The following is a 23,564-nucleotide window of genomic DNA, read 5'->3' as shown; positions in this document are numbered from 1 at the left end:
AGTGGGGTCTGGTGTGCATGGCGCACAATTTACGAAAACTGGCGATCCAATGACCGCCAGTTTTTTTGTCTCTTGCTCCGTTTACGCCGTTTTCTCAACTTGTTCTTCCCCTTTTTAGACAACCCCTCTGCGCGTGTGAGGCGAATCAGGTCGCCCGTCAGAAAGAAGCGACGGCGGTTTTCATGTCTGTGAAAGTTTGGATGAACATGTCGAATCCCGCCGTTTCGAATCCCACACGCGCTTCCGGCGACAGGTTGAGAAGTTTGAGGTGCGGAGATTTGTACGTCCCCGCGCTGATTCCCTGTCGCACATCATCGTCGTTCATGGAAGTGTCCGGGTCGAGGTCGCGGAGTTGGTTGAACACATCATGGAGCGCGCGCAGACCGGCGCTGCTGACAAATTTCGCATGGGAGAGATCGACCAGAATGTGGCGCGCGCCTTTCGCGATGGAATCGTTAGCCGCCGCTTGAAACGCTTCTGATGTCAGCGAATCGATATTTCCATCCACATGCATGACCGTGACTGGCACTCTGCCGTTTTCAGTAAAGGCTTTAACTTCCATGGCATTCTCCGTTTGATAAAACTTTAAATCATAGGGCTGACGCAGTTGAACCTGTTGCGCCGTAGTTGCGCGGCGGCGGCAGTATAACTGCCCGCCAACTGTGTGAGTCCCGAATCATTATACAGTTTTCACGCCAAATTGCAACTGATTTTGTCCGAAATTGGGACGAGTTGGCGCTCAGGCGTTTGGAGTTTCAGGTTGGGAGGTTTGGCGCGTACGGTTGACGATATAAATTCCTGCCAACGCGAGCCCGCCGCCCAGCCCCTGCCAGATCGTGGGGATTTCGCCGAGGAAAGGAATCGCCAAGAGTGTGGTGACCACTGGTTGCAGGATCATTGTCGGGGCAACGATGGACGCCGGCAAGTGACCAAGCGCGTACGCGAGCGACATATAACCGATCAGTTGTGAGACGATCGCGGTCGCGAGAAAGACAAGCCAACTCTGCGCGCTGTAGCCGGTAAGCGAATAACCGAGCGCAAGGTTGACGACGAATAACGCGAGGCTGGCGCCTGCTCCAACAAACCAGATATGGGTGAACGAGTCAAATGTTTCGCGGCTCTTCTCCGTGAAGAGGAAGTAACACCCGTAAAAGAAGCCGGTAAAGATCGCCATCACATCTCCAACGCCGAAGCGCGGATGCAGGATAAAATCGGCGCTGATGATGAGGGCGGCGCCAAACATCGCCAACCCCAAACCCAGCCAAAATTTTCCCGGGAAGCGTTTTTTGTAGATCAACCATCCAGCCAGGGCAACCCAAAGCGGCGCAGTGTTGCCGAGCAAGGTGGCGTTCGAAACTGTGGTGTATGAAAGGGAAGAGGTCCACAAGGCGAGGTCGAAAGCGGTGAAGATCCCAGCCAGAAGCGGAAACATGATCAGGCGCGAACGGACGGATGGATTGGCGCGGGCGCGCGGCAAAAAAAGCGGCAATAACAAAAATATCGAAAAGAACAGCCGATAAAAAGCGGTGACGGGACCCGGGGCGTTTGCCCAGCGCACAAACATACCGGAGAAACTTAATGCCAGAACGCCAACGCCCAGCGCGGCATAAGCAAGCGCGGATTTATTTTGACTCATGAATTATTGGACTTGCAGTCGATCGAGAATGGAAGGCAGTTCTGCCAGAGTGGAGATCGTCGCGTCAGGCGTGACGTCAGCCTGTTGCGCCGGGCGCGAGTTTGCCCGCCTCGTCAGCCACACCCCGAACAAGCCCGCGGCTTTTGCCCCTTTCACATCGGCGGTTAGGTTATCTCCCACCATCACAGCTTCCGAGGGCAGGAAGTACCAGTTGGAAAGCGCCATCTCGAAGATGCGCGGATGCGGCTTGCGATAACTGCAGGCCGCGGAGGTCAATACAAAATCGAAGTAGCGCGAAATTCGGAACTTTTGAACCATCTGTTGCACATCCTTGTCGTCGCCGGCGTTCGAGATCAGCCCCATGCGGTAACCGTCTGCTTCGATCTTTTTCAGAGTGGAAAGGGTGTCGCTCTCCAATACCCAGTTTGTCTGCGTGACCGCGAACAAACGGTCCAGCGCGTTGCGGATGAGATCGTCCGAAACATCGTCATAGCCTTTGGAGCCGAGAATGTCGCGCAGGACGAATGAGTAGGTTGTCTCGAACAGGTCTTTTTCGCGCTGGCTGAAATACGAGTCCAGTCTTTTCCGAAATTCCAACGGGAAGGTGGATAGATTCAATTCAAGACCCTGTTCGCGCAGGTATAAGGTCAGGGCTTCGTCTCCCTGGGCGCTGATGGGGCGCGTGGCTTCCCGCTCGAACATGAGCGTTCCGCCAAGGTCAAAAATCACTGCGCGAAGAATGTTGGGCATGGTGTCCGCTACTCACAACGGATGGGACGTCGTGAAGGAGGCGAAAAGTAATAATACTCGAGCCATGGGCGGGTGTCCGTCAGAATAGGCGTATCTTTATCTTTTTCGAGGATGCAATGGCGATCGCCGATGTATTGCGAAAAGATCGCTTCAGGTTTGAGAGACTCGCGCGCGGCGTCCGCGAAAATCCCATTGTTTAATTCGGTATACGCGGAGTATCCTTTTGCCATGTAAGCCCGGTCAAATTCAATTTCGTGGTTCCCAGCGACAACCCAATCTCGGAACTGCTCGAGATGGGGGAATACGGTTGCGGCAGTCATGGGAATCAGGTGTCGTTCGTTCATCCAACCGCAGAATATACCACCAACTGCGAGGTGAGAACGATACAACTCCATCGCTTCGCGCGAATAGAGGTTGTTGTGTCCAGCGGTATAACTGTAGAGCGGGTCAATGAAAATCAGATCGTATTGTTCGGCGGGGTTGGCATACAAATAGCGCCGGCCGTCATCCGCAATGTATTGAACGCGGGAGTCAGCAAACGTGCTTTGCGCAACCGGCGCGTACGTATTCAGCAGACTGCCGAGATCTTCCATCAATTCGACGATAGTGATCTCTTCCACGCCGGGCATGCGTGTCAGGAAGTAGGCGGTGTTCGCGCCGCCCAGCCCGATGATCAGAATTTTCCGCGGGCGGCTCGCGCCGGCGCAGGTGAATGCTGAGCGCTCGTAATCGCCATAGGTTGGGAAATAACTGTTTTGAATACCACCGATCCACAGCGTGGACGGCGAAGACGGCGTTTCTCTATATCCTATGGCTAGCACGCTTTCGCCGGTTTCGCGCACAAGGACAGGCGTATTGGTCGCAATGGAATATAACTTTTCATAGAAAGTTCCTTGCCGGGGCGCGATAAGCACGAGGATGATCAGAAATGCGGGGAGCCAATATATTTGTCTCCCAAGGTTCTGCCTCCTGCCCCAAACAAGGCTGGTGAAAATAAGGCTGAGCAGACACAGCACTTTGAAGGTCAACTCGGCGCCCAGGGTGGAAAAGAACACAAAACTGATTGCCAGCGACCCCATCACAGAGCCAAAGATGTTGGCTAGATGAACATCTCCCACGCGTTTTCCAGAAACGCTAGCGCTGGTGATGGCGATTCGATCCAGCAGAGGTAAGCCGCCGCCCATCATCAGGCTGGCAGGGAGGACAAGAATCAGAATCGGGGAAAAGTACTCGAAAAGGCTTGAGAGCATCAACCGCCGCGAGAATACCAATCCATTTTCTGTTTTCACAAAGGAAAGGACAGGCTGTTGGGGATTGTTAAACGATTCCCTGATTTGGTCTTGGAGCGCAGGGTAGTGCAATGCCGCCCAAACAGCCAACCAGGAAAGCAGTATGACGATTCCGCTGCCCAGTTGTAGTTTCCAGAACAGCGCAACCCGGTCTTTGCTCTGGTCCGCTTTGCGCCCCCAGAGAAAGCCCCCGATTGCCAAACCCACCAGGAAGACGAATAATACGCTTGGGAACCCGTAGGCTGTTCCTTTGTTGATCACCCCGAGAACGCGAAACCACAGCATCTCAAACCCCAGATTGATGAAACCGGACAAGAAGGCGGCAATTAATATCGCGCTGTATGAAATGGATGCCGCTGATTCGGGATTGTTTTCAACCTTTTGCGCGCGATCAACAGGCTTATTGTTCTTAAAAAGAGCTACTGCTCCGATACCGACGAGAACATTGAGCGCCACCGCCACTTGGGTTGCGCCATCGAAGCCCAGCCATCCGATCAGGAAATACCCGGCGACCAATGCTCCAAGCCCGGCTCCGAGCGTGTTGATCCCGTAGAGTAAGCCGATCACGTGACCGGAGATTTCTACGCGATTCACGAACGATTGGGTGAGCAAGGGCAGTGTCATGCCCATCAACGCCGTAGGGATGAGCAGAAGCGCGAAACTGAATAGAAACACCAACGGATACGGGCTTCCCGCCGTGCGTTGACCGATCCAGTGGATGAGATCGGGGCTACAATATCCGAAGACGGCTATTCCCATCTCAACAATGCCATAGACCAGGACGACGCGTTTAAGCCGGCGGGCAATTCGTCCACCCAGGAGCGACCCTATGCCAAGCCCCGCCATATACGCGGCAACGATCAGTGTGATCGCGGTCGTGGTGACCCCGAAATAGATTTCGAGCAAGCGGTGCCAGACGATCTGGTAGATCAAACCGGCGGCGCCAGACAATAAAAACAACACCGCGATGATCAACAATCGCGAATTATCTTCCGACCTGGTTGAATTCATCATAATGGAGAGATTCTAATTGACTATGACCGGCTCTTGCCCGGCAGAGCGTTGCGGCAACGTAGTGACGAGCACCTTGTCCACGCGGCGGCCGTCCATGTCGATCACTTCAAAACGCAGGCTGTGCCATTCAAAATGATCGGCGGCTTGCGGCACGCGCCCGAGCGACACCATCACGAATCCGCTCAGGGTTTCGTATTCATCCTCATGCGGAAGGGCTTGCACTTTGAAGATCTCTTTGAACTCATCCACCTCGAGCATACCGTCCAATAGCCACGAGCCGTCTTGTCGTTGTGTGGCTTGCGGCTCTTCGTGTTCCATCTGCCCGACGATCTCTTCCAAAATATCGTTGATGGTGATCAACCCTTGCAACCCACCGAACTCATCGATGACAAGCAGAATTTGAGTTCCCTTTTCTTTGAAGACTTCGAGCGCGCGCGAGGCGAACATGGTCTCTGGGATAAAGAACGCCGGTTTGAGCGTGTCTTTCAAACGGATATCCCCTCCGCTCAGACTCTTCACCAGTAGATCCCGCGCTTTGACGATCCCAAGGATCGAATCAAGCGTTCCCTGCCGCACCGGGAAGCGCGAATAATCGCTTTCGCTGATCTTCTTGCGGATATCGTCCAGCGAATCGTTGATGTCGAGATATACAATATCTGTGCGCGGGGTCATCAATGAGTACACGCGCTGGTCGCCGAGACTGAAGACGCCTTCCACCATGTCGTGCTCGGCTGCCTCAAAGACCCCCGCTTCCGTTCCCTGGTCGATCAGCAATTGGATCTCTTCCTCAGTGACCGGCGGTTCTTCGTTGATCTTGACGCCTAATAACCGCAACACCGATTCTGTTGAAAAACTTAGAAACCGAACGAACGGAGAAAAGATCCGCGAGAAGAACAGCATGGGGCGCGCGACGAACGACGAGACCTCTTCCGGGTCGCGCAGCGCCAACCGTTTTGGGACAAGCTCGCCCAACACAAGCGACAAATAAGTGACAGGCAACACGCCAATCAGCAAACCGATCAGTTCGCTGTAATTTTCCATGGCCGGGAATTGTTCCAGTTGACGGTCGATCCAAACGCCCAGCGTTGCCCCGGTGAGGGCGCCGATGGTCAAGTCTATGGATGTAATTCCGATTTGGATCACGGATAGAAACTGATTTGGGTTTTCCGTCAATTTCAACGCGATGCCGGCGCGATCATCGCCTTTATTTTTTTCGTTTTGCAAGCGGGCTTTGCGCGCGGAGAGTAAAGCCGTCTCTGCCATTGCCAACACGCCGTTCACAAGAATTAAAACAGCAATGGCGATCAACCCGGAGGTGAAATTAAATTCTATGGGGATTTCTGACATGATGATGTGGACGTTTCCAAACTTTTTCTTATTGTACTATGGATGCAACGCTTCATTCGACGCGGATGCCTGCTCCCGCTTCGACGCGCCCGATCACCCAGACGGGTTGTCTCAATTCCTCCGCGCGCGCGATGAACGACTCCAAGTTCTCTTGCGGAACGCCGAGCAACAATCCACCGCTGGTTTGCGGATCGAACAAGAGCATTTGATTCTCTTCATCGATCGATTCGGCAAACTTCACCTGCGACTCAAAATGCGACTTGTTATCGAACGCGCCGCCGGCGAAACAGCCTTTCTCGGCGTATTTTCGCGCGCAGGAAATCAAAGGGATCTTTGCAAACTCCATCTTCAATGAAACACCCGACGCGTTCGCCATTTCCAAGCCGTGACCTAACAAGCTGTAGCCGGTGATGTCCGTTCCGCCGCGCAGACCGAACTCCACTGCCAATTGACTCGCCTCTTTGTTCAAACGTTTCATCCAATTGACTGCTTCAAGCAAATCGTTTGCATCCACTTGTCCGCGTTTCAATGCTGTTGTTGTCACTCCGAACCCTAGTGGCTTGGTTAGCACAAGCGCGTCGCCGACTTTGAGTCCGCCTTTGCTCAGCATTTTGCGCGGGTCAACAAATCCGATGACGACCAGCCCGAACTTAGGTTCTTTGTCTTTGACTGTATGCCCGCCCGCAATGACCACCCCCGCCTCGCGCGCTTTTTCCGCGCCGCCGCGCATGATCTCGCTGGAAATTTCATTGGGCAAATTATCCGGCAATGCGGCGACGTTCAGCGCAAGGAACGGCTTGCCTCCCATCGCGTACACATCCGACATGCTGTTTGCCGCGGCGATGGCGCCATAGTCGTAGGCGTCGTCCACCACTGGGGTGAAGAAATCGGTGGTGACCACGAGCGCGCGGTCTTCGTCTAAACGCCAAACAGCCGCGTCATCCGGTTCGCGCAGACCCACTAAAAGGTCCGGATAAGAGGCGGCGTCGAAGATGTCTTTCACAGGACGCAGAACCTGCGTCAGCGCGTCGGCGCTTAATTTGGACGCTCAACCCGCGCACGTCGAAAGAGTCGTGAGGCGGATTTCGCGTCCCGTTTGTGGGATGGGCATGGCTGAAGAAGAAACGTCCCGCAGGTTTGTTGGGAGAGTCTGGGTTTGTTACGAAACCTGCGGGACGGTGATATTGATTTATTGCGGAAGTTGCGGCGAGCCCGGCAACGGCAGGATGAATTGATTGCCAGACGGGATGAAGATGGTTTGCACGCCCGGCGCAAGTTTTAAAATATATTGGTATTGAAGCAGTTCGGGCGTGAGCGATGCGGCGAGCAACTGATTGGCTTGGGCGTCTGCCTGCGCTTGAATGACGACCGCTTCCGCCTCGCCTTTCGCCGCGATGACAGCCGCGTCCGCGAGACCTTGCGCCTCCTGGCGGGCTTGTTCGGCTTCCTGTTTTTTCTGTTCCACGATGAGCGCGGCTTGCAATGCCTGTTGTTCGGCGATCTGTTTTTGCTCCACTGCCGCGGCGTACTCCTCGCTAAAGTGAATATCGCGCAGGATGAAATCGAGCAGTTCGAGGTTGTTGTCCGAAAGAGTGCTCGCCAGTTCGTCGGTGATGATCTGAACCATCTCTTCGCGCTTGGTCGAGACAACCTCCTCTACACCATATTGTGAGACCGCGTCGCGGATGGAGCCGCGCGTTTCCGGGCGAACGATGCCGCTTTCATAGTTCTCTCCCCAAGCGATGTGGAGTTGTACTACTTTGGCAGGATCAATGCGATAAATTACTGTTGCGTCTATGATCACTTCCTGTCCGTCTTTTGTGCGGGCGCGGATCGAGTCTTCGCCGGTATCGGGACCCTGCTCCGGTAAAAATGACATGGTATACGTTTGATTGGAGATCGAATAAGGCACCATTTGCTCGACACCCGGCAAGATCCAATGCAAGCCGGACTCCAAAGCCGCCGGGCGAATGCCTCCCGCGCTAATGGTTTTGACAATGCCGCGCTCGTTCGACTCAACGTAGACCAAGCCCGAGCCCAGGATCGTTAAGACGACAGCGACGACTAAAACAATGAGCGCGCTTGCGCTTGATCCTTTTGCGGTTTGGTTGCGGCTGGCGCGGATTGCCGCCATAATTCCCAGCGCGATTGCGGCAACCCACGCAAGACCTGCCGCCGTGCGAATCACATCAACGATATTCATAGTTCCTCCGGTTGTAAGTTGAAATAATTATACCGCCATGATACGATGGCGCTATGCATACGGGACGAGGACGGATAATCGAATTGATTTTGCAAGACGGAGGACGCGCCGCGCGCGTCTCCTGCCCAACGGAATTAACTCCCGCGCCGGGGCAATATTTGCTCGCCGGCGACGATTCATACGCGCCTCTGCCTGTTCCAGTCCATTTTACGGATTCGGCGCCGGGAGGTTTTATCGTCTCGCCTGTCCCCGACTTTTGGATGCCCGGTACAGAAATTTCATTGCGTGGTCCGCTCGGAAATGGATTTGCGTTGCCAGCCTCTGCCAGAAAAGTTGGACTGATCGCGCTGGACAGCTCGCCCTCGCGCTTGCGCGGATTAATTCTCCCTGCGTTGACTCAAGGAGCGGCGGTTGTTTTCGTCAGCGATTCGCAAGTGGAGAATTTACCCGATGAGGTGGAAGTCCAGCCGCTGTCGGCTCTGGGTGATGTTGTTGCGTGGGCTGATTACGCCGCGTTCGATGTGACGCGCGAGAATCTGCCGGGGTGGATGGAAAGGCTGAGGGAACTGAAGCAGGCATCCACGTTGAAAGAAGCGGAGATTTTAATCCGCGCGCCGGTCCCGTGTGGCGGAGTCGCAGAATGCGGAGTGTGCGCCGTCGTCACGAAGTCTGGTTGGAAGATGGCTTGCAAAGACGGACCAGTGTTTGCGTTGAGGGAAATTTAATACCAAATTCGGAACGAGATGATTGTCTGCTGAGTTTGCCCCCCGGCTTCCACGCGGACCTGGATGGAAACAAGCTCGCCCGGTTGTTGATCGGTAAAGCCGAACGAGATTCGCGCCACGCCGTGCGAGTCGGTGAGCGCGGTGAACGTCTGCGCGTTGCCATCGGGGAGTTGCACTGAAATATTTACATTGGCTCCAGGCACGCCCCGAGCATTTTGGTCTTGCACAAAAACTGAAACCGTTTGGTTGTCGTTTGCGCGGGTGATGGATCGCGCCACGAAGGCGCGGGTATCGAACGAGACGACCGGGGCAATGGACGCGTCGAGGGGTTGTGCCGGGATGAGATACGAACGCTCTTCACCGAGGCGGTCAAAATAATTTTGACCGAGCTGAGAAATTTCCACGCGGGTTGGCTCTCCCTGCGCGCGCCATTCGAAACGGGCGTTTTCAAAATATTGGATGTAAATTTCGTTTTGTTCCTCGGCGTTCGAGACTGGGTTTCCGAATTGCTCCGCGCCGCCGTTGGTGTTGTAAAACTTGAGGAAGTCATAACACACTTGAAACCCGGAGATCGTTTTACATGCCGACGAGTTTTGTGGTTCTAGTTGCGCGCCAGGTTGGTGGAGAGCCGCGCCGATGGGCGTCAGTCGAACGGTTTCATTCCCTTGGGCGTCGACGACGAGTTCGAAGCGGGCGCGTTGGAAGTATTGCACTGTCATCCCATCGCGGGAGGTGAAGCGGCTCGTGATGGGAAAACCGTATACCAGTTCGGGGTTTGGCGCGTTGTTGTAAAACCGCAGAAAGCCTCCCTCCACAAAATGCCCGGTCTCGCTGAAGTACGCGCTATGAGGCGGGTTCTGGGCATTGCACGAGGCTAATGCCAACACAAGAACCGTAACCCAAACGCCAAGCGTGCCGGTTGCTCTCATGCAGACATTATATTACGCCTTCAATAACGCTTCAACAATTCGTTCCGCCGCGTGACCATCGCCGTACGGATTCGCCGCCCTCGCCATCTGCGCGTACGCGGACGCATCATCCAGCAGACGATTCGCTTCTTTCGTAATTCGGTCTGTTTCAGTTCCCACCAGCTTTAATATCCCCGCCTCCACTCCCTCCGGGCGTTCGGTGGTCTCGCGCATCACCAGCACAGGGATTCCAAACGTCGGCGCTTCCTCTTGAATGCCGCCCGAGTCGGTGAGGATCAACGAGGCGTGTTTCATCAAATGCGCGAGCGGAAGATAATCCAGCGGCGGCAACAAGGTGATTCGTGTTACGTCTTTCAAGATTCGGTTGACGGGTTCCTGCACATTCGGGTTGAGGTGAACGGGATAAACAATTTCCACATCCTCGCGCGAGGCGAGTTGTTTGAGCGCGTTGCAAATATTTTCCATCGGCTCGCCAAAATTTTCCCTCCGGTGTGCTGTTACCAAAATCAATCGCTTGCTCGCCAATTCTCTACTCTCTATTCTCTCCAACAACTCACTAATCTCTTTCGGCTCTGGCTGATCTGCCACAAACTTCAACGCGTCAATGACCGAGTTGCCCGTGACAAAAATTGTTTCAGGTTCAACGCCTTCATGCAATAAGTTCTGCTTCGACCATTCTGTCGGCGCGAAGTGCGCATCTGCTGTGACGGTGGCAATGCGGCGATTGATCTCTTCGGGGAACGGATGCCATTTGTTGTGAGTCCGCAGTCCCGCCTCCACGTGACCGAATTTGATCTTGCGATAAAACGCCAGCAGGGAGGTGTTGATGACAGTGGTTGTGTCGCCGACTGCCAGAATCCAATCGGGTTTGAATTCTTCCAGCACCGGGTCGAGGTGAGTGAAAATCCCCGCGCTGAGTTGCGCCAATGTCTGTCCTTCGCGCATCAAGTCGAGGTCGTATTCGGGCTTGATCTCGAACAACTCCAACGCTTGATCGAGCATTTGACGGTGCTGGGCAGTGACGCATACCCGCGCTTCGATTCCCTCCGTTTGTTGGAGCAAGCGGACGATGGGAGCCATTTTGATGGCTTCGGGGCGGGTGCCGAAGACGGAGAGGATTTTCATAAGGAGAGATGTGAATGGTAAATAGTAATTGGTAAATGAGGATTAGAGAATTAGAGAATTAGAGAATTGGAGAGTGGAGATTAGGGGCTGGAGATTTGTTATCGCCTAGGCGGTGGAGGACGAAGCCGGTAGATTGCCATTGCTCGGGTTTCCAAACGTTGACCGTGTCAATTGCGATCCTTGCTTTGGTTTTGGACGCAATGCTGACGGGATTCAAAGTGCGGAATTGAGAATGGCTGACGAGCAGAAGGATCGCATCCGCGTCTTTGAGGGCGGAATCAAGATCGGATGCCATGTCAACGCCTTCGAGTTTTGCGTTTGGGGCAAAAGGTTCCCACGCATGGACGATGGCTCCTTCTTTTTGAAGGAGGTGAATCACTTCAACGGCGGGGCTTTCGCGCAAGTCGTCCACGTCGGGTTTGTAGGCGAGTCCGAGGGCGGCGATTTTTTTGTTTTTCAATTCGCCGATTGCCCGCCTCACTTTTTCCACAACAAAATTTGGTTGCTCATCATTGACTTTTCGCGCTTGATAAATGAGCGAAGAAAACTCCGGCGCGGCTTCGACAAAGAACCACGGGTCAACGCTGATGCAGTGACCTCCAACGCCGGGTCCCGGGTTGAGGATGTTGATGCGCGGATGCAAATTGGCGAGTCGAATCGCTTCCCACACATCTACGCCGAATTTTTCAGCGAGCCGCGCGAACTCGTTGGCGATGGCGATGTTCACGTCGCGCGTGGTGTTTTCCATGATCTTCACCATCTCGGCGGTGGTCGCGTCCGTTTCGTGGATCTCGCCTTTGACGAACGTGGCATACAAATCGCGCCCGGCGCGCGCCGACTCCGGCGTGACGCCTCCGATGACACGGGCGTTGTCCACAAGTTCGCGCAGGATCTGCCCGGGCAGGACGCGCTCCGGCGAATAGCACAGGTGGAAGTCGGTCCCTGCTTGAAGGGTGGAGCGAGTCAAAATCGGCGCGACCAGCTCGACCGTCGTGCGAGGCGGCGATGTCGATTCGAGGATGACGAGGTTGCCCTTCCGCAAGACGGGCAGGATCGCCTCGGTCGCCGACGTCACCGCGCGCATGTCCGCGAGTTTGAATCGGATTCCGTTGTACTCGCCGAATTTTTCATGCTGAAACGGAGTCGGCACCGCGATGATGAACGCGTCGGCTTCGACGGGCTGGCTGGATACCGTTAGCCTGCCGGATTTGATCGCCTCTTCAAAGAGGCTTTGAAGCCCCGGCTCATGGATGTGTATTTTGCCCGCTTGCAACGATTCCACCACGCGCGGATTGACGTCCACACCGTGGACTTCGATGCCATGCGTGGCGAACATGGTGGCGGTGGGGAGACCGATGTAACCGAGACCGAGAACACAGATTTTTTTAAATTTCACTAAGACTCCACGAAAAATTAATTTGCTTCCGACCGATTGTAATTGCCGCTATTGTATTGAACCAATTTAACCCAATCGAGTTCCCCGGTCTTGGCATCGAAAAAAGTATTTCCCATCTCAATTGAGAATCGGGAAATAATTTTGTCGCGTTCCTTTTCAAAACTTTCGTTGTGTTCTCTGGCGCGATGTCCAATCGGTTCGATAATATCGGTATAGAGATCCAGATTTTCGCTAATGAAATACCAAAAGTTTTGACCCACGATCTTCATGTATCCGCGGATGAACGCTGTTTTTGTTTTACCATAGCATATCCCTAAGACCGATTGAACATTTAGATTTCGCCTAGCTTGTTTTAGTCGCGCTGTCGCCGTCTGCAAGTCTTGCTCAAGTTTGCTTTGTTGAGAACTATTTCCCCAATTTGGACCCGATTTTATCGAGACAACATAATGCGTGTCGTTATTGAAAAACTCCAAATCCACTCCTTGCGCTGTTGATTTATGACCTCCGCAGGTCCTCTCTGCAACAAAAACGGCTAGCCCTTCCAGGAAATCTCCGAATAATTTTTCTTCGGAGGATGACAGAAACGCGGAAAGCAGATCCCGCACAAGCAACTCTGGAGTTCGTAGATTTTTTGCCTTGAAAAGATACGGATTTTTCGTGAGCAGTTTCTCAAGCCTTAGTTCTTCCAAAGATTTTATTCGCCTTCTATGAAAGTCAACAACATGATCGTTAACATATTCCTTGACATCGTCTAAATTCAATACATTCACTTTTTACCCGTCTTTCTGCGTTTGCCGTTCTTTGCAACGATATAGTTAGCCTTTTTCTCGGCAATTGCGGGCAGTCTGAGTTGGCTTTCCCCGATTCGTTCTCTGGAAAGAGTAACGTACTCGGAATTGATGTCAATCCCCACAAAACTCCTCCCTAATTCAATAGCAGCCAATGCGGTTGTGCCCGAACCCACAAAAGGGTCTAATACAATATCGCCGGGTTTGGTGAAAAGTTTGATGAACCATTTCGGCAAGTCTAATGGAAAAACGGCGCTATGATTCTTGTTTCCAGTTTCTGTTGCCATGTGAAGCACATTGGTAGGATAGACCTTATCTCTTCCAACCCAATTGGAAACATTTTTCCCGAAACCGCTCCCCGCTCTTGATTCATCTCTTGTTTTGTCAGTGTCGCTCAATTTGGCGAGGCGTTCTTTTGCCCAGGAACCAACAGGAACCATCACTGTTTCCTGGTACATTGCAAAGTTTTTGCCCTTGTTGAATTGAATCAATCTTTCCCAATTATCACGGAAGCGGTTAGGCCACTTTCCAGGATACGAATTCTTTTTGTGCCAAATGAATTCTTCCGTCCACAGCCATCCTTGCTCTCGGGCTTTTGAAATCAAATCAATCACATAGGTGTGACGTTCGCCATCCACAACCCTTTCTTTGATGTTCAAGATGAATGTGCCTGTCGGTTTGAGAACACGAAAGAATTGGGCGGTCTTAGGCAGGAACCACTCTACATAATCATCTGGCTTGATCCCGCCGTATGTTTTTGCGCGTTGATCCGCGTAGGGAGGCGATGTAAAAATTAAATCAATACAATTGTCGGGAAAACCGCTTAGGATTTTCTCGCAATCCCCAAGAATAATTTTATCTATGAAATTCATTGCCTGTAAGTTCTGGCCACGATGCGGAATCGGCCTTTTTAAAGCTGAAAAGCCTCGTTTTGAGCCATTTTAATTTCTTTAATTTGGAACTTGTATTCCTGTCTCTCTTCTTCAGAGGATGAGTCGTTGCAATTCCCAAGAAAAAACTCTGATAATTTTAACGCTTCTTCGAGGGTTTGGGCTTCAATTGTGACGGCAAAATAACGGGCGAGTCCAACTTCAAAGGTCGGCACGGCATATTTCTCCTTGCATCTGGTATAGGGTTATTCTAACCTAGAACGATTCCAGCGTGAAATTGCGCAACGCGCCAGCCCAGGCTGCGTAGAATAATCAAAACCGCTATCTTGCTGTATAATGAAATGGAGGAGTCATGGAGTTTCTACTTGATCCCGATGTCGCGTATCTCTTTTTGCTAGGCGGAGTATTTCTTGCGCTGATGGCTATCGCCACGCCGGGCACGGGGTTCTTTGAGATCGGCGCGTTCTTCTGCTTCGCGCTGGCAGGCTATGCCATCTACAATCTGTCCATCAATGTTTGGGCGCTGATCGTGATCGGTTTGGGTATCGTGCCATTTGTGTACGCGCTTCAAAAACCGAAACGTGAATGGGCGCTCGCGCTTTCGATCCTTTTGCTGATCGTCGGCTCGGTGTTTATGTTTGCGCGCGAGGGCGGTTTGCCGGCGGTGAATCCGCTCGTGGCGGTGATCGCTTCCGCGCTGACTGCCGGGTTTGTATGGATCGCCACGCGCAAAGCGATGGAAGCCTCATTTGTCACGCCGACGCATGATCTGGGAGCGTTGATCGGCTTGGAAGGTGAAGCGCGGACAGACATCCACGAGGAGGGAAGCGTGCAAGTCGGCAAAGAGTTGTGGTCGGCTCGCAGCGAGAGTAAGATCAAGGCGGGGAGCAAGATTCGCGTCGTTCGGCGCGATGGGTTTGTCGTTGTTGTTGAAAAGCAGGAATAAATAATCATCACAAAGGAGTAACTACTATGGAATTACTTACCAGCAGCGCCGTATGTTTAGTTGGCGCGATCCTCGTCATCGGCTTGGTCTTCCTAGCCAATGCCATACGGATCGTTCCGGAATATCAACGTCTCGTTGTCTTCCGTTTGGGTCGCAGTGTCGGACCGAAAGGACCAGGCATCGTGTTGTTAATCCCCGTGATCGACCGCGCCGTCAAAGTGGACCTGCGCGAACAAGTGCGCGAGGTGCCTCACCAGACCTCGATCACGAAAGATAACGCGCCGATCTCGATCGACTTCCTGTGGTACTACAAAGTGCTCGACCCCGCCGAATCGGTGTTGCAGGTCGGCAACTTTGAATCGGCCGCGGCCGGTATCGCGGCAACCACATTGCGCGCGGTCATCGGCGGTATCCCATTGGACGACGTGCTTTCGGAACGCGAACATATCAACAATATGCTCCGCACGCGTCTCGATGAAGTGACCGAACGCTGGGGCGTCAAAGTGACCAACGTCGAAATCCGCGAGATCATCCCGCCGCGCGACGTGCAGGATGCGATGAACCGGCAGATGTCGGCAGAGCGTATCCGCCGCGCCGTAGTGACCGAATCCACAGGCACGCGCGAAGCGGCCGTCAACGTGGCGGAAGGCGAGAAGCAGTCGAACATCCTGCGCGCCGAAGGTCAGAAGCAATCCGCCATCCTTGCGGCGGAAGGCGAACGAGCCGCCCAGTTGTTGCGCGCCGAAGGGTTTGCCCAAGCCCTCGAGCAGATCTTCAACGCCGCGAAAGCCGTTGACCAGAAGACGATGACGCTTCAATATTTTGAAACGCTCAAGTCCATCGGCGCAAGCCCCTCCACGAAGTACATCTTCCCGATGGAGTTCACGAGTATGTTGGATAACTTCCTGGGGAAGAAGTAGGCGGGTAGATAGACAGTCACGCTCGCATGTAGAAATGTGAAAGTAGAAAGTGGAGTTGCGTCTTTCCACTTTCTACTTTCTTTTTTAGAAAACGCTCCCATGGAAATCCTTCCCGCAGGCATCCTCGATCTCAACTCGCTCCGCAAACTCGAACATGCTTGTTTTGACAAAGACGCGTGGTCGCTGTTCGACCTGATCGCCGTTCTTTCATGGCCCGATGTGGTTCGACTCAAGGCGATGGACAACGGCAACATGATCGGATTCGTGGCGGGCGACACGCGTCCTTCTCAAGGGGCGGCTTGGATCTCCACCATTGCGGTTCATCCACGCTTCCAGCGACGCGGCGTGGGGCGGGCGTTACTGCTGGCGTGCGAAGCGCAAGTCAAAGCGCCGAACATGAAGTTGACCGTCCGCGCGTCCAATCATGGGGCGATCGCGTTGTATGAAAAAGAAGGCTATCGCACGATTGACATCTGGAAAAAATATTACAACGACGGCGAAGATGGGCTGGTGATGGAGAAGACGTTGTGAGCGCGTCGGTGAAACGATTGCCTGAGTTTGAGGTTGCGCGAGCGATTTCCATTGTGCTGTTGTTGATCCATCACAGCGGGTTTTACAGCCTTGAATTTTCAGGAAAAACTTTGCAGGTGTTGTCTCCCTATCTGGAAGCGTTCTTGTTGGGATGCTTCTTTTTTATTTCAGGGTACTTCATGGAATTGTCTCTGCAAAGGTCGGGCGGAAACGTCCATGCCTTTCTCCGATCTCGGTTGATCAAGATTTATCCGCCTTACCTGATTGCATTTGCCTTGTATGTTTTTGTCTTGGGTTTTGGGTTCAAGTCAAAGTTCGATGTAGCGGTCTGGCTGGCTGGACTACAATTCATTTTTTCGCCGAGTTTGGTAAAGCCGCTTCTCACGCTTTGGTATGTTGGCGCGATCCTTCTCTTCTATGGGGTTTTTCTTGTATTGTGGAAGGTCGCTCCAAAAGTAAGATCATTGCTCATCGTTTCGGTTGTCGTGTTTATTCTTGCTCTCATCCTTCATCGAACAACTGAATTGCTGGACGTTCGTTTCGTTAAATATTTTTTTGTATTCCTGACGGGATTGCTTCTTGCAAAACCGAATGTGTCTGGCGGCGTTTTGTCTGGGCAATGGATGATGGGAAAAACCGTTCTGGCTATCTTGGGGATTTGGCTCTTTTCGCTTGCCCTCCGCGCAGAGGCTGACCCCGCTTCTCTTTTTTATATCGCCGTTTCCTACATGTTCATCGCCTCGAATGTCATCTTGCTATTTACAGTCGTAGCAAAATTGGAGATTATCTCTCCGTGGGGTTGGGTGACTCGAATTTCATACGCATCCTATTTTGTGTATTTATTTCATCGCCCATTCTGGAAAATCCTTGAAGGTATCTTCCCTGTAGAAGGATTGCAGAATCAGATCTTATTCAGGATGCTACCGTCGTCGCTGACTGTGCTGGTTGTATGTTATTTTCTCCAGCAATTTTATGATTTTCTGTTGGGGAAATTCAAACGCCAAAGTCGGGGGCTTAATTCGGCGGTTTGAGTTTACAATACCGTTGTTCCTTATGTCCGAATTCCTTGCCCCGCCTGTTTGGGTGAACACAGATCAATCGCTCCGCAAGATGCTGGCGGATTTATCGTCACAGCCGCGCATTGCGGTGGACACCGAGTCGAACAGCCTGCACGCCTATCGCGAGCGCGTGTGTTTGATCCAGTTTTCGACGCCGAAGCACGATTACGTGGTTGACCCGTTCGCTTTTTCCGACCTTCGCCCGCTTGCCCCGATCTTCAACGACAAAAAAATCGAGAAAATATTTCACGCCTCGGAATACGATTTGATCTGTCTGAAGCGCGATTATGACTTCGAGTTTCGCAACCTGTTCGACACGATGCAAGCCGCGCGCGTGTTGGGGTATCCCGCTGTGGGGTTAGACACACTGCTCGCCGAAAAATTTCAAATGAAGATCGATAAACGCTATCAAAAAGCGGATTGGGGCGCCAGACCACTCACGTTGGCTCAAATCGCTTACGCCCGGCAAGATACTCACTACCTCTTCATCCTGCGCGATTTGATGGAAACGGAATTGCGCGAAAAAGACCGCTGGGAGCTGGCTCTCGAAGATTTTGCGCGCGCATGCAAAGTGGATGACGCGAAAGAAAAACTCAACGGCTCGTCATGGAAACGATTCGGCAGTCGGAAAGGCGTGAGCCTGCGCGAGTTGACCGTCCTTTCGGCATTGTGTCACAGCCGCGATCACATCGCCGAGAAACTCGACCGCCCGCCGTTCAAAGTGATTGACGATAACTTGTTGCTGGAGATCGCGAAACGAATGCCGGAGAAAGACGTTGATCTTGCGGATATCGGTTTGAGCGCGAAGCAAATCCACATGTGGGGCGGAGAGATGCTTGCCGCGGCGAGGCGCGGGGCGGCGGCTCCGCTGGTGAAACTGGACCAGCCTAAACGTCCGAGTGACGCGGTGTTGAGGCGGGTCGAGAAGTTGAAGGCGTGGCGGAAGAAAGTCGCGCAGGAGTTGAAGGTCGAGTCGGATATCGTCTTGCCTAAACTCTATCTGGGTCTGTTTGCGGAGCATCCGCCAAAGACCCTGGGCGAACTCGAAGAAGCGATGAAAGAGTCGCCGAGACGATTCCAGTTATACGGTATGCAAATTTTGGGTTTATTCGGAGGCTGAAATGCAAATTCATTTTCATGGCGCGGCGCACACGGTGACGGGAAGCCAGCATTTGCTGGAGATTAACGGGCATCGGCTCTTACTGGATTGCGGGCTGTATCAAGGGCGGAGAGAGGAAACCTATTCTCGAAACCTGAACTTTATGTACGACCCGCGCACAGTGGACGCGGTGATCTTGTCTCACGCGCATATTGATCATTGCGGCAATTTGCCGAACTTTGTCAAGAAGGGTTATGAGGGCCCGATCTACGCGACTCTCGCAACCGTTGATTTGGCGACGTTGATGATGGCTGACTCGGGCCGCATTCAAGAATCGGATGCGGAGTTTGTGAACAGAAAAAATTTGGAACGCGGCAAGCCGTTGATCGAACCGCTGTATACCGAGGTGGATGCGCAACACGCGGCTGATTTGTTCCGCGGCGTGAATTACGGTCAGCCGTTCGAGCCGATCCCCGGCGTGATTGCGAAATTTGTGGAAGCGGGACACATTCTCGGTTCTGCCGCTGTTTCACTGGAGATCGAAGAAAAGGGGAAGAAAACCCGCTTCTGGTTTTCGGGCGATATTGGGCGATTCGGTTTGCCGTTGTTGCGCGACCCGGTCATGCCTGACCCTGTTGACTATTTGTTGATGGAATGCACCTACGGCGACAAGAAACACAACGACCCGTCTGCCGCGTTCGACGAATTCCGCGATGTGGTGAGGCGGACGATCAAGCGGAACGGCAAAGTGATCATCCCCGCGTTTGCGGTGGGGCGCACGCAGGAACTGGTCTATCATCTAAACACGATGATGCACGACGGCGATGTTCCGCATGTGCCGGTTTTTGTGGATAGTCCATTGGCGGTGAACGCGTCGCAGATCTTCATGCGACATCGCGAGGTGTTTGACTCGGAGACGCTCAAGTTCATCGAAGAGGCGCGCCACCCGGCGCTCAATTTCAAGATGTTGACGTATGTTCACTCGGTGGAGGAATCGAAAGCGTTGAATAAGCGCACCGACCCGATGGTGATCATCTCCGCTTCGGGCATGGCGGAAACCGGGCGCATCCTGCATCATCTGCGCAATAATATCGAAGACCCTAAAAATACGGTGTGCATTGTCTCGTGGCAGGCGCCGTACACGCTGGGGCGCCGAATCGCCGACCGGGAGAAGCAGATCAAAATTTTCGGCGAACCGTATTCGGTCAAAGCCGAAGTGGCGACGATCGGCGGCTTGTCGGGTCATGCGGGGCAGGATCTGTTGGTGAAGTATGCGACCACAGTCAAGAAGACTGCCAGGAAGATATTTCTTGTGCATGGCGAGGAAAAATCCGCCACGCCATTCATGGACATTCTCGCATCGCAGGGAATGCACGACGTTTTTTACCCCGACATGCACGAGAGCGCCGAATTATAAGTTATAATCTCCGCCGCACGAAATACGGGAAGGTGCCAGAGTGGTTGAATGGGACAGTCTCGAAAACTGTTGTGGGCTCCGGTCCACCGAGGGTTCGAATCCCTCCCTTCCCGCCTTACAGACCTGACAGGTAAAGTCAGGTCTGTATTTTCTTAACAGCCTTGTGAATATGCTTCGATCCTGTCGAAGATAAAATGGTCATAGTAGCAGGACTTACGCAGTTGGCGGGCAGTTGTACTGCCGCCGCCGCAGTGCAACTACGGCGCAACAGGTTCAACTGCGTAAGTCCTAATTAAATTGAAGGAAACCATGCTCAAATCTCTCCTGACAAGAATCTCCATTCAGTTGATTGTGTTCGCCGCTCTTGCAACTTCTTGCGCGCCTCAAGCCATTGTTGCTCCAACCCAAAATACGACGCCAACCGTCGCTGAAACGATCCTACCGCCCGAACATCAGGCTACTCCATTGCCTGCGCTTACGGCTTTGCCTGACGCTCCCCCGTCGCTACCCGATAACTCTCTGGCTTTGCCGGCCACCGCGCCCTTGCAATGGCCCACACAGCCAATTACTTTGGAGAATGCAAAAGACATCCAGGAGTTACATCGTTGGGGTCGCGGAGATGTGCAACGCCTCAGACAACTTGAACGAAACCCGGAGCAATTTCTTGTCCAGACCCCTCTTGGAGTGTATTTATATCAAGAGACCCCTCCTTATGTTCTTGCCTTTATGCCGGATGCGGATGAATTTGCCGTATCGGACAATGAAAATTTGTTAGCGGTGAGTCTCAAAACTGGCGATGTCCAAATTTGGGATTTGGAAAGTAAATCTCTAGTTACGACCTATGCGCATTCGTTCCCGGAGGATATCGTCAAGAAAATCGAAGACGATAAACTCCTCCCTTTTTATGTGGGCGGAATGGCATTTTCGCCCGATGGTTCTGAAATTGCAGTTGGATATGCGGACGGCACAGTAGAACTCCGCCGGATCGGAGAGCCAGCCCCATACCTCGCCCTAAAGCATGATTCCTTCTCCTTGTGGCAAACCGATATTGGCTTGATCTACCAACTCAGCTATTCTCCCGATGGAGAGACACTGACTGTCTTCAAATTTGAATCATATACCAATGCGAATCGAATATCTTTTTGGAGTCTACCGGAAGGGAAATTGATCTCGCTGAGCGAGGCGGGGCGATATTACGATTTTGTTCAGCCTGCCTACCTGCCTGATGACCAAACCTTGCTTGTGCTATCCAGGGAGGACTCGTATCTTTTCCTGACGTTGTGGAACGTTCTCACAGGTGAAAAAATGGGGAGATTTGGCACAGACCTTGTTGAAATCAATTCTACCAACCTGTCGCAGGATGGCAGTGCAATCACGATTCTGGGCTCGGATAGTGAAATGAACTTATATCGTATTGTGCGAGAACTACCGGGAGGTAAACTGATCGAAAAGGAGAAACTGAACGGAACATCCGGCGATGAAGAGTTGGAGCAGATTGGAGACTTCCTTTTGGAACAGGGTCACTACTCCAACGTTTGGGGCGAGGAGGATGATTTCAAAGTCGCCCAGGTTGGCATGATCGGCGATCAGGCATTTCGCTTATTGGGAGAGTCTCATTGGTTGACATTTCCCGAAGGAATTAGGCAACCCCTAAGTATTCCTGACGCCGTTTCTAGCCCATATATTGATATTTCCAATCAGTCCGTTACCTGGTGCGAATCTGGAGGGTTGTACATTCTTGATAAACATGGCAATGTAACCAAGATGATTGAAGCATTGCCGATTCCCAACTGCGACGGCGTTATCGTTAGCTCCACCTCTCGGTACGCGGTGATATGGCGTGATACAGCGCAATATTTGGTCAATCTTGAAAATGGAAAATCGAACAGCCTGCAACTCGGGATACCATGGGACCCCAAAATTCTTTCCGCGAGATTTACTCAAGATGATAAGTTTCTAATTACCAGCGCGGCGGGAGGTATTGCCACCTGGCAGGTCGATCCCCCGCAGAAACTCGCAATGAGCGATGCGAGTCTTTATTCCGGCAATAATATCGAAATCGTCATTTCGAGCGACGGCGCTTTTGTCGTTACGCTGGATGCCGGCACGAAACTACAGTTGGACCAAACGAGTCAGATTAAGGTTTGGCGATTTGAAGATGCTTTTATTTTGCGTCGAATTAATCTACCTTTCACCGACAAAGTTCAGCCGAAATTCATATCATTCGCATTATCGCCAGACGATAAGATGATTGCCAGCGGAGACAATTTTGGTGGAATTCGCTTGTGGAGCGTTGAACGCGGAGAAGAACTGGCGCTCCTCGAATTCGACTATCAGCCTGTCGATCTAACTTTTACTCGCGACGGCTCCGGCTTGATCGTTGTTCTGGGCGATGGCACATCTCGTTTGATAGGGATCCCGTAACCATGATCAAAACCCGATAAGTAGTATGCTCAAAAGGAGTTGTCATGATTCTGCGCGGGGGTGGGCGGATTTCATGGAAAACCCATTTATACACCCGCGTTAAACCGTGTTGTCCGTGAATTCCGCGTCCAAAAAATTCGTAGCCAGGGAAATTCCCAGAAACCGGTAATTCACCTTTTCGGGTTTCCCCTGTTTGATGGTAAGATTCTCGCAATGAAACTCAACCTCGCGCTCGCGCAAATCGCCACCAAACTGGGGGATGTCGATTCGAATCTCGACAAGCACCTTGAATTCATTCAACAAGCAAAATCGCAAAAAGCGGACTTAGTTGTCTTCCCCGAACTTTCACTAACGGGATATGTGTTGCAGGATTTGGTCGCCTCAGTCGCGCACACGCCGACGGATGGCGATCCTGTTTTTAAGCATCTTCTCAACGAATCTCGCGACCTGGATATTGTGGTTGGATTCGTGGACGAAGACTCGCGCCACCGCTTCTACATCGCCTCTGCCTACCTTTCAGGCGGACGCGCCATCCACGTTCATCATAAAGTGTATCTTCCAACGTATGGACTCTTCGATGAAGGGCGGTTCTTCGCCTGGGGGGATGCTGTCCGCGCCTTCGACACGCGCTTCGGACGGGTCGGCATGTTGATCTGCGAAGATTTCTGGCACGCCTCGCCGCCTTATTTGCTCTGGCTCGACGGCGCGGACATTATGCTGTTTTCATCCGCTTCGCCGGGGCGCGGTCTGACCGACAAGGAAAAACTCGAGTCTGCTCGTTGGGTGGAGCGCGTGAGCAAAGCCTATGCCAGCATGTTCACATCGTTTGTGGCGCATTGCAACCGTGTCGGCTTTGAAGACGGGTTGCTATTTTGGGGCGGCGCAACGATCAACGACCCGAACGGCGAATTGCTCGCGCAGGGTCCATACTTTGAAGAAGCGTTGACCGTTTCTGAACTTGACCTCAATCAGTTGCGCCGCACGCGCGCGCGGCTTCCGCTTTTGCGCGATGAACGGACAAACCTAACTGTTTCGGAGTTGCAGAGAATCCTGCAAAAATAGAGTTTGACTTGTGAA

General features: G+C 52.6%; 22 protein-coding genes and 1 tRNA gene. 10 read left to right on the top strand and 13 right to left on the bottom strand.

The annotated features are described in order from the left end of the window. Positions 1–157: 157 nt before the first annotated feature. From AC16KF_RS18250 to AC16KF_RS18220, 7 genes are all read right to left on the bottom strand, one after another. Positions 158–562, bottom strand: a complete 405-nt coding sequence (locus AC16KF_RS18250) for an STAS domain-containing protein (RefSeq protein ID WP_484038794.1) — start codon at positions 560–562, stop codon at positions 158–160. A 177-nt stretch (positions 563–739) separates the two neighbouring features. After that, positions 740–1,636, bottom strand: coding sequence for a DMT family transporter (locus AC16KF_RS18245; RefSeq protein ID WP_484038793.1), 897 nt, complete (start codon positions 1,634–1,636; stop codon positions 740–742). Positions 1,637–1,639: 3 nt separating this feature from the next. Then, on the bottom strand, positions 1,640–2,386 hold the full coding sequence (locus tag AC16KF_RS18240; protein ID WP_484038792.1) for an HAD family hydrolase: 747 nt from the start codon (positions 2,384–2,386) through the stop codon (positions 1,640–1,642). Positions 2,387–2,394: 8 nt separating this feature from the next. Then, positions 2,395–4,689 (bottom strand): fused MFS/spermidine synthase, encoded by a 2,295-nt coding sequence (locus AC16KF_RS18235; RefSeq protein WP_484038791.1) that lies wholly within the window; start codon positions 4,687–4,689, stop codon positions 2,395–2,397. 12 nt (positions 4,690–4,701) lie between these two features. Beyond that, a complete protein-coding gene (locus AC16KF_RS18230; RefSeq protein WP_484038790.1) occupies positions 4,702–6,036 on the bottom strand; it encodes a hemolysin family protein in 1,335 nt (444 codons plus the stop codon). 52 nt (positions 6,037–6,088) lie between these two features. Continuing rightward, positions 6,089–7,147, bottom strand: a complete 1,059-nt coding sequence (gene selD / locus AC16KF_RS18225; protein WP_484038789.1) for a selenide, water dikinase SelD — start codon at positions 7,145–7,147, stop codon at positions 6,089–6,091. 78 nt (positions 7,148–7,225) lie between these two features. Further along, on the bottom strand, positions 7,226–8,239 hold the full coding sequence (locus AC16KF_RS18220) for a prohibitin family protein (protein ID WP_484038788.1): 1,014 nt from the start codon (positions 8,237–8,239) through the stop codon (positions 7,226–7,228). Positions 8,240–8,292: 53 nt separating this feature from the next. Here AC16KF_RS18220 and AC16KF_RS18215 point away from each other — a divergent pair, with 53 nt between their 5' ends. Next, entirely contained in the window at positions 8,293–8,964 is a 672-nt protein-coding gene (locus AC16KF_RS18215; protein WP_484038787.1) for an iron-sulfur cluster-binding protein, read from the top strand. Here the strand turns inward: AC16KF_RS18215 and AC16KF_RS18210 are convergent. Genes AC16KF_RS18210 through AC16KF_RS18185 form a run of 6 tightly spaced genes read right to left on the bottom strand, consistent with a single transcriptional unit; the run spans position 8,961 to position 14,307 of the window. Then, the gene (locus tag AC16KF_RS18210) at positions 8,961–9,893 is read right to left on the bottom strand and encodes an Ig-like domain-containing protein (RefSeq protein ID WP_484038786.1); all 933 of its coding nucleotides are present in this window, start codon (positions 9,891–9,893) and stop codon (positions 8,961–8,963) included. The genes AC16KF_RS18215 and AC16KF_RS18210 overlap by 4 nt on opposite strands. Before the next feature lie 12 nt (positions 9,894–9,905). Then, positions 9,906–11,018 carry a non-hydrolyzing UDP-N-acetylglucosamine 2-epimerase gene (wecB, locus tag AC16KF_RS18205; RefSeq protein ID WP_484038785.1) on the bottom strand — a complete coding sequence of 371 codons (1,113 nt, stop codon included), beginning with the start codon at positions 11,016–11,018 and terminating at the stop codon, positions 9,906–9,908. Positions 11,019–11,076: 58 nt separating this feature from the next. Beyond that, a complete protein-coding gene (locus AC16KF_RS18200; protein ID WP_484038784.1) occupies positions 11,077–12,414 on the bottom strand; it encodes a nucleotide sugar dehydrogenase in 1,338 nt (445 codons plus the stop codon). 17 nt (positions 12,415–12,431) lie between these two features. Then, positions 12,432–13,184, bottom strand: a complete 753-nt coding sequence (locus AC16KF_RS18195) for a PmeII family type II restriction endonuclease (RefSeq protein ID WP_484038783.1) — start codon at positions 13,182–13,184, stop codon at positions 12,432–12,434. Beyond that, complete coding sequence (locus AC16KF_RS18190) at positions 13,181–14,074, bottom strand: DNA-methyltransferase (RefSeq protein ID WP_484038782.1); 894 nt, start codon at positions 14,072–14,074, stop codon at positions 13,181–13,183. Before AC16KF_RS18190 ends, AC16KF_RS18195 begins: the two co-directional genes overlap by 4 nt. 38 nt (positions 14,075–14,112) lie before the next feature. Continuing rightward, entirely contained in the window at positions 14,113–14,307 is a 195-nt protein-coding gene (locus AC16KF_RS18185; protein WP_484038781.1) for a hypothetical protein, read from the bottom strand. 137 nt (positions 14,308–14,444) lie between these two features. Here AC16KF_RS18185 and AC16KF_RS18180 point away from each other — a divergent pair, with 137 nt between their 5' ends. The 9 genes from AC16KF_RS18180 (at position 14,445) to AC16KF_RS18140 (ending at position 23,549) form a co-directional block, all read left to right on the top strand. Then, positions 14,445–15,038: an NfeD family protein gene (locus AC16KF_RS18180; protein ID WP_484038780.1), complete on the top strand. Its 594-nt coding sequence runs from the start codon at positions 14,445–14,447 to the stop codon at positions 15,036–15,038. A 26-nt stretch (positions 15,039–15,064) separates the two neighbouring features. Beyond that, positions 15,065–15,958 carry an SPFH domain-containing protein gene (locus AC16KF_RS18175; protein WP_484038779.1) on the top strand — a complete coding sequence of 298 codons (894 nt, stop codon included), beginning with the start codon at positions 15,065–15,067 and terminating at the stop codon, positions 15,956–15,958. Positions 15,959–16,057: 99 nt separating this feature from the next. Continuing rightward, on the top strand, positions 16,058–16,489 hold the full coding sequence (locus AC16KF_RS18170; RefSeq protein ID WP_484038778.1) for a GNAT family N-acetyltransferase: 432 nt from the start codon (positions 16,058–16,060) through the stop codon (positions 16,487–16,489). Next, a complete protein-coding gene (locus tag AC16KF_RS18165; RefSeq protein ID WP_484038777.1) occupies positions 16,486–17,520 on the top strand; it encodes an acyltransferase family protein in 1,035 nt (344 codons plus the stop codon). The genes AC16KF_RS18170 and AC16KF_RS18165 overlap by 4 nt, the downstream gene beginning before the upstream one ends. A gap of 22 nt (positions 17,521–17,542) precedes the next feature. Further along, positions 17,543–18,667: a ribonuclease D gene (locus AC16KF_RS18160; RefSeq protein WP_484038776.1), complete on the top strand. Its 1,125-nt coding sequence runs from the start codon at positions 17,543–17,545 to the stop codon at positions 18,665–18,667. Position 18,668: 1 nt separating this feature from the next. Next, positions 18,669–20,063, top strand: coding sequence for an MBL fold metallo-hydrolase (locus AC16KF_RS18155; protein WP_484038775.1), 1,395 nt, complete (start codon positions 18,669–18,671; stop codon positions 20,061–20,063). Between the two features lie 26 nt (positions 20,064–20,089). Next, a tRNA-Ser gene (locus AC16KF_RS18150) sits at positions 20,090–20,176 on the top strand. A 196-nt stretch (positions 20,177–20,372) separates the two neighbouring features. After that, positions 20,373–22,487: a WD40 repeat domain-containing protein gene (locus AC16KF_RS18145; RefSeq protein WP_484038774.1), complete on the top strand. Its 2,115-nt coding sequence runs from the start codon at positions 20,373–20,375 to the stop codon at positions 22,485–22,487. Positions 22,488–22,700: 213 nt separating this feature from the next. Next, entirely contained in the window at positions 22,701–23,549 is an 849-nt protein-coding gene (locus tag AC16KF_RS18140; RefSeq protein WP_484038773.1) for a nitrilase-related carbon-nitrogen hydrolase, read from the top strand. The last annotated feature ends 15 nt before the right edge of the window (positions 23,550–23,564 follow it).

The organism is Candidatus Defluviilinea gracilis, assembly GCF_057138825.1.
Note: the sequence above shows the minus strand (reverse complement) of the source record. Positions and strands in the feature narration are given on the sequence as shown.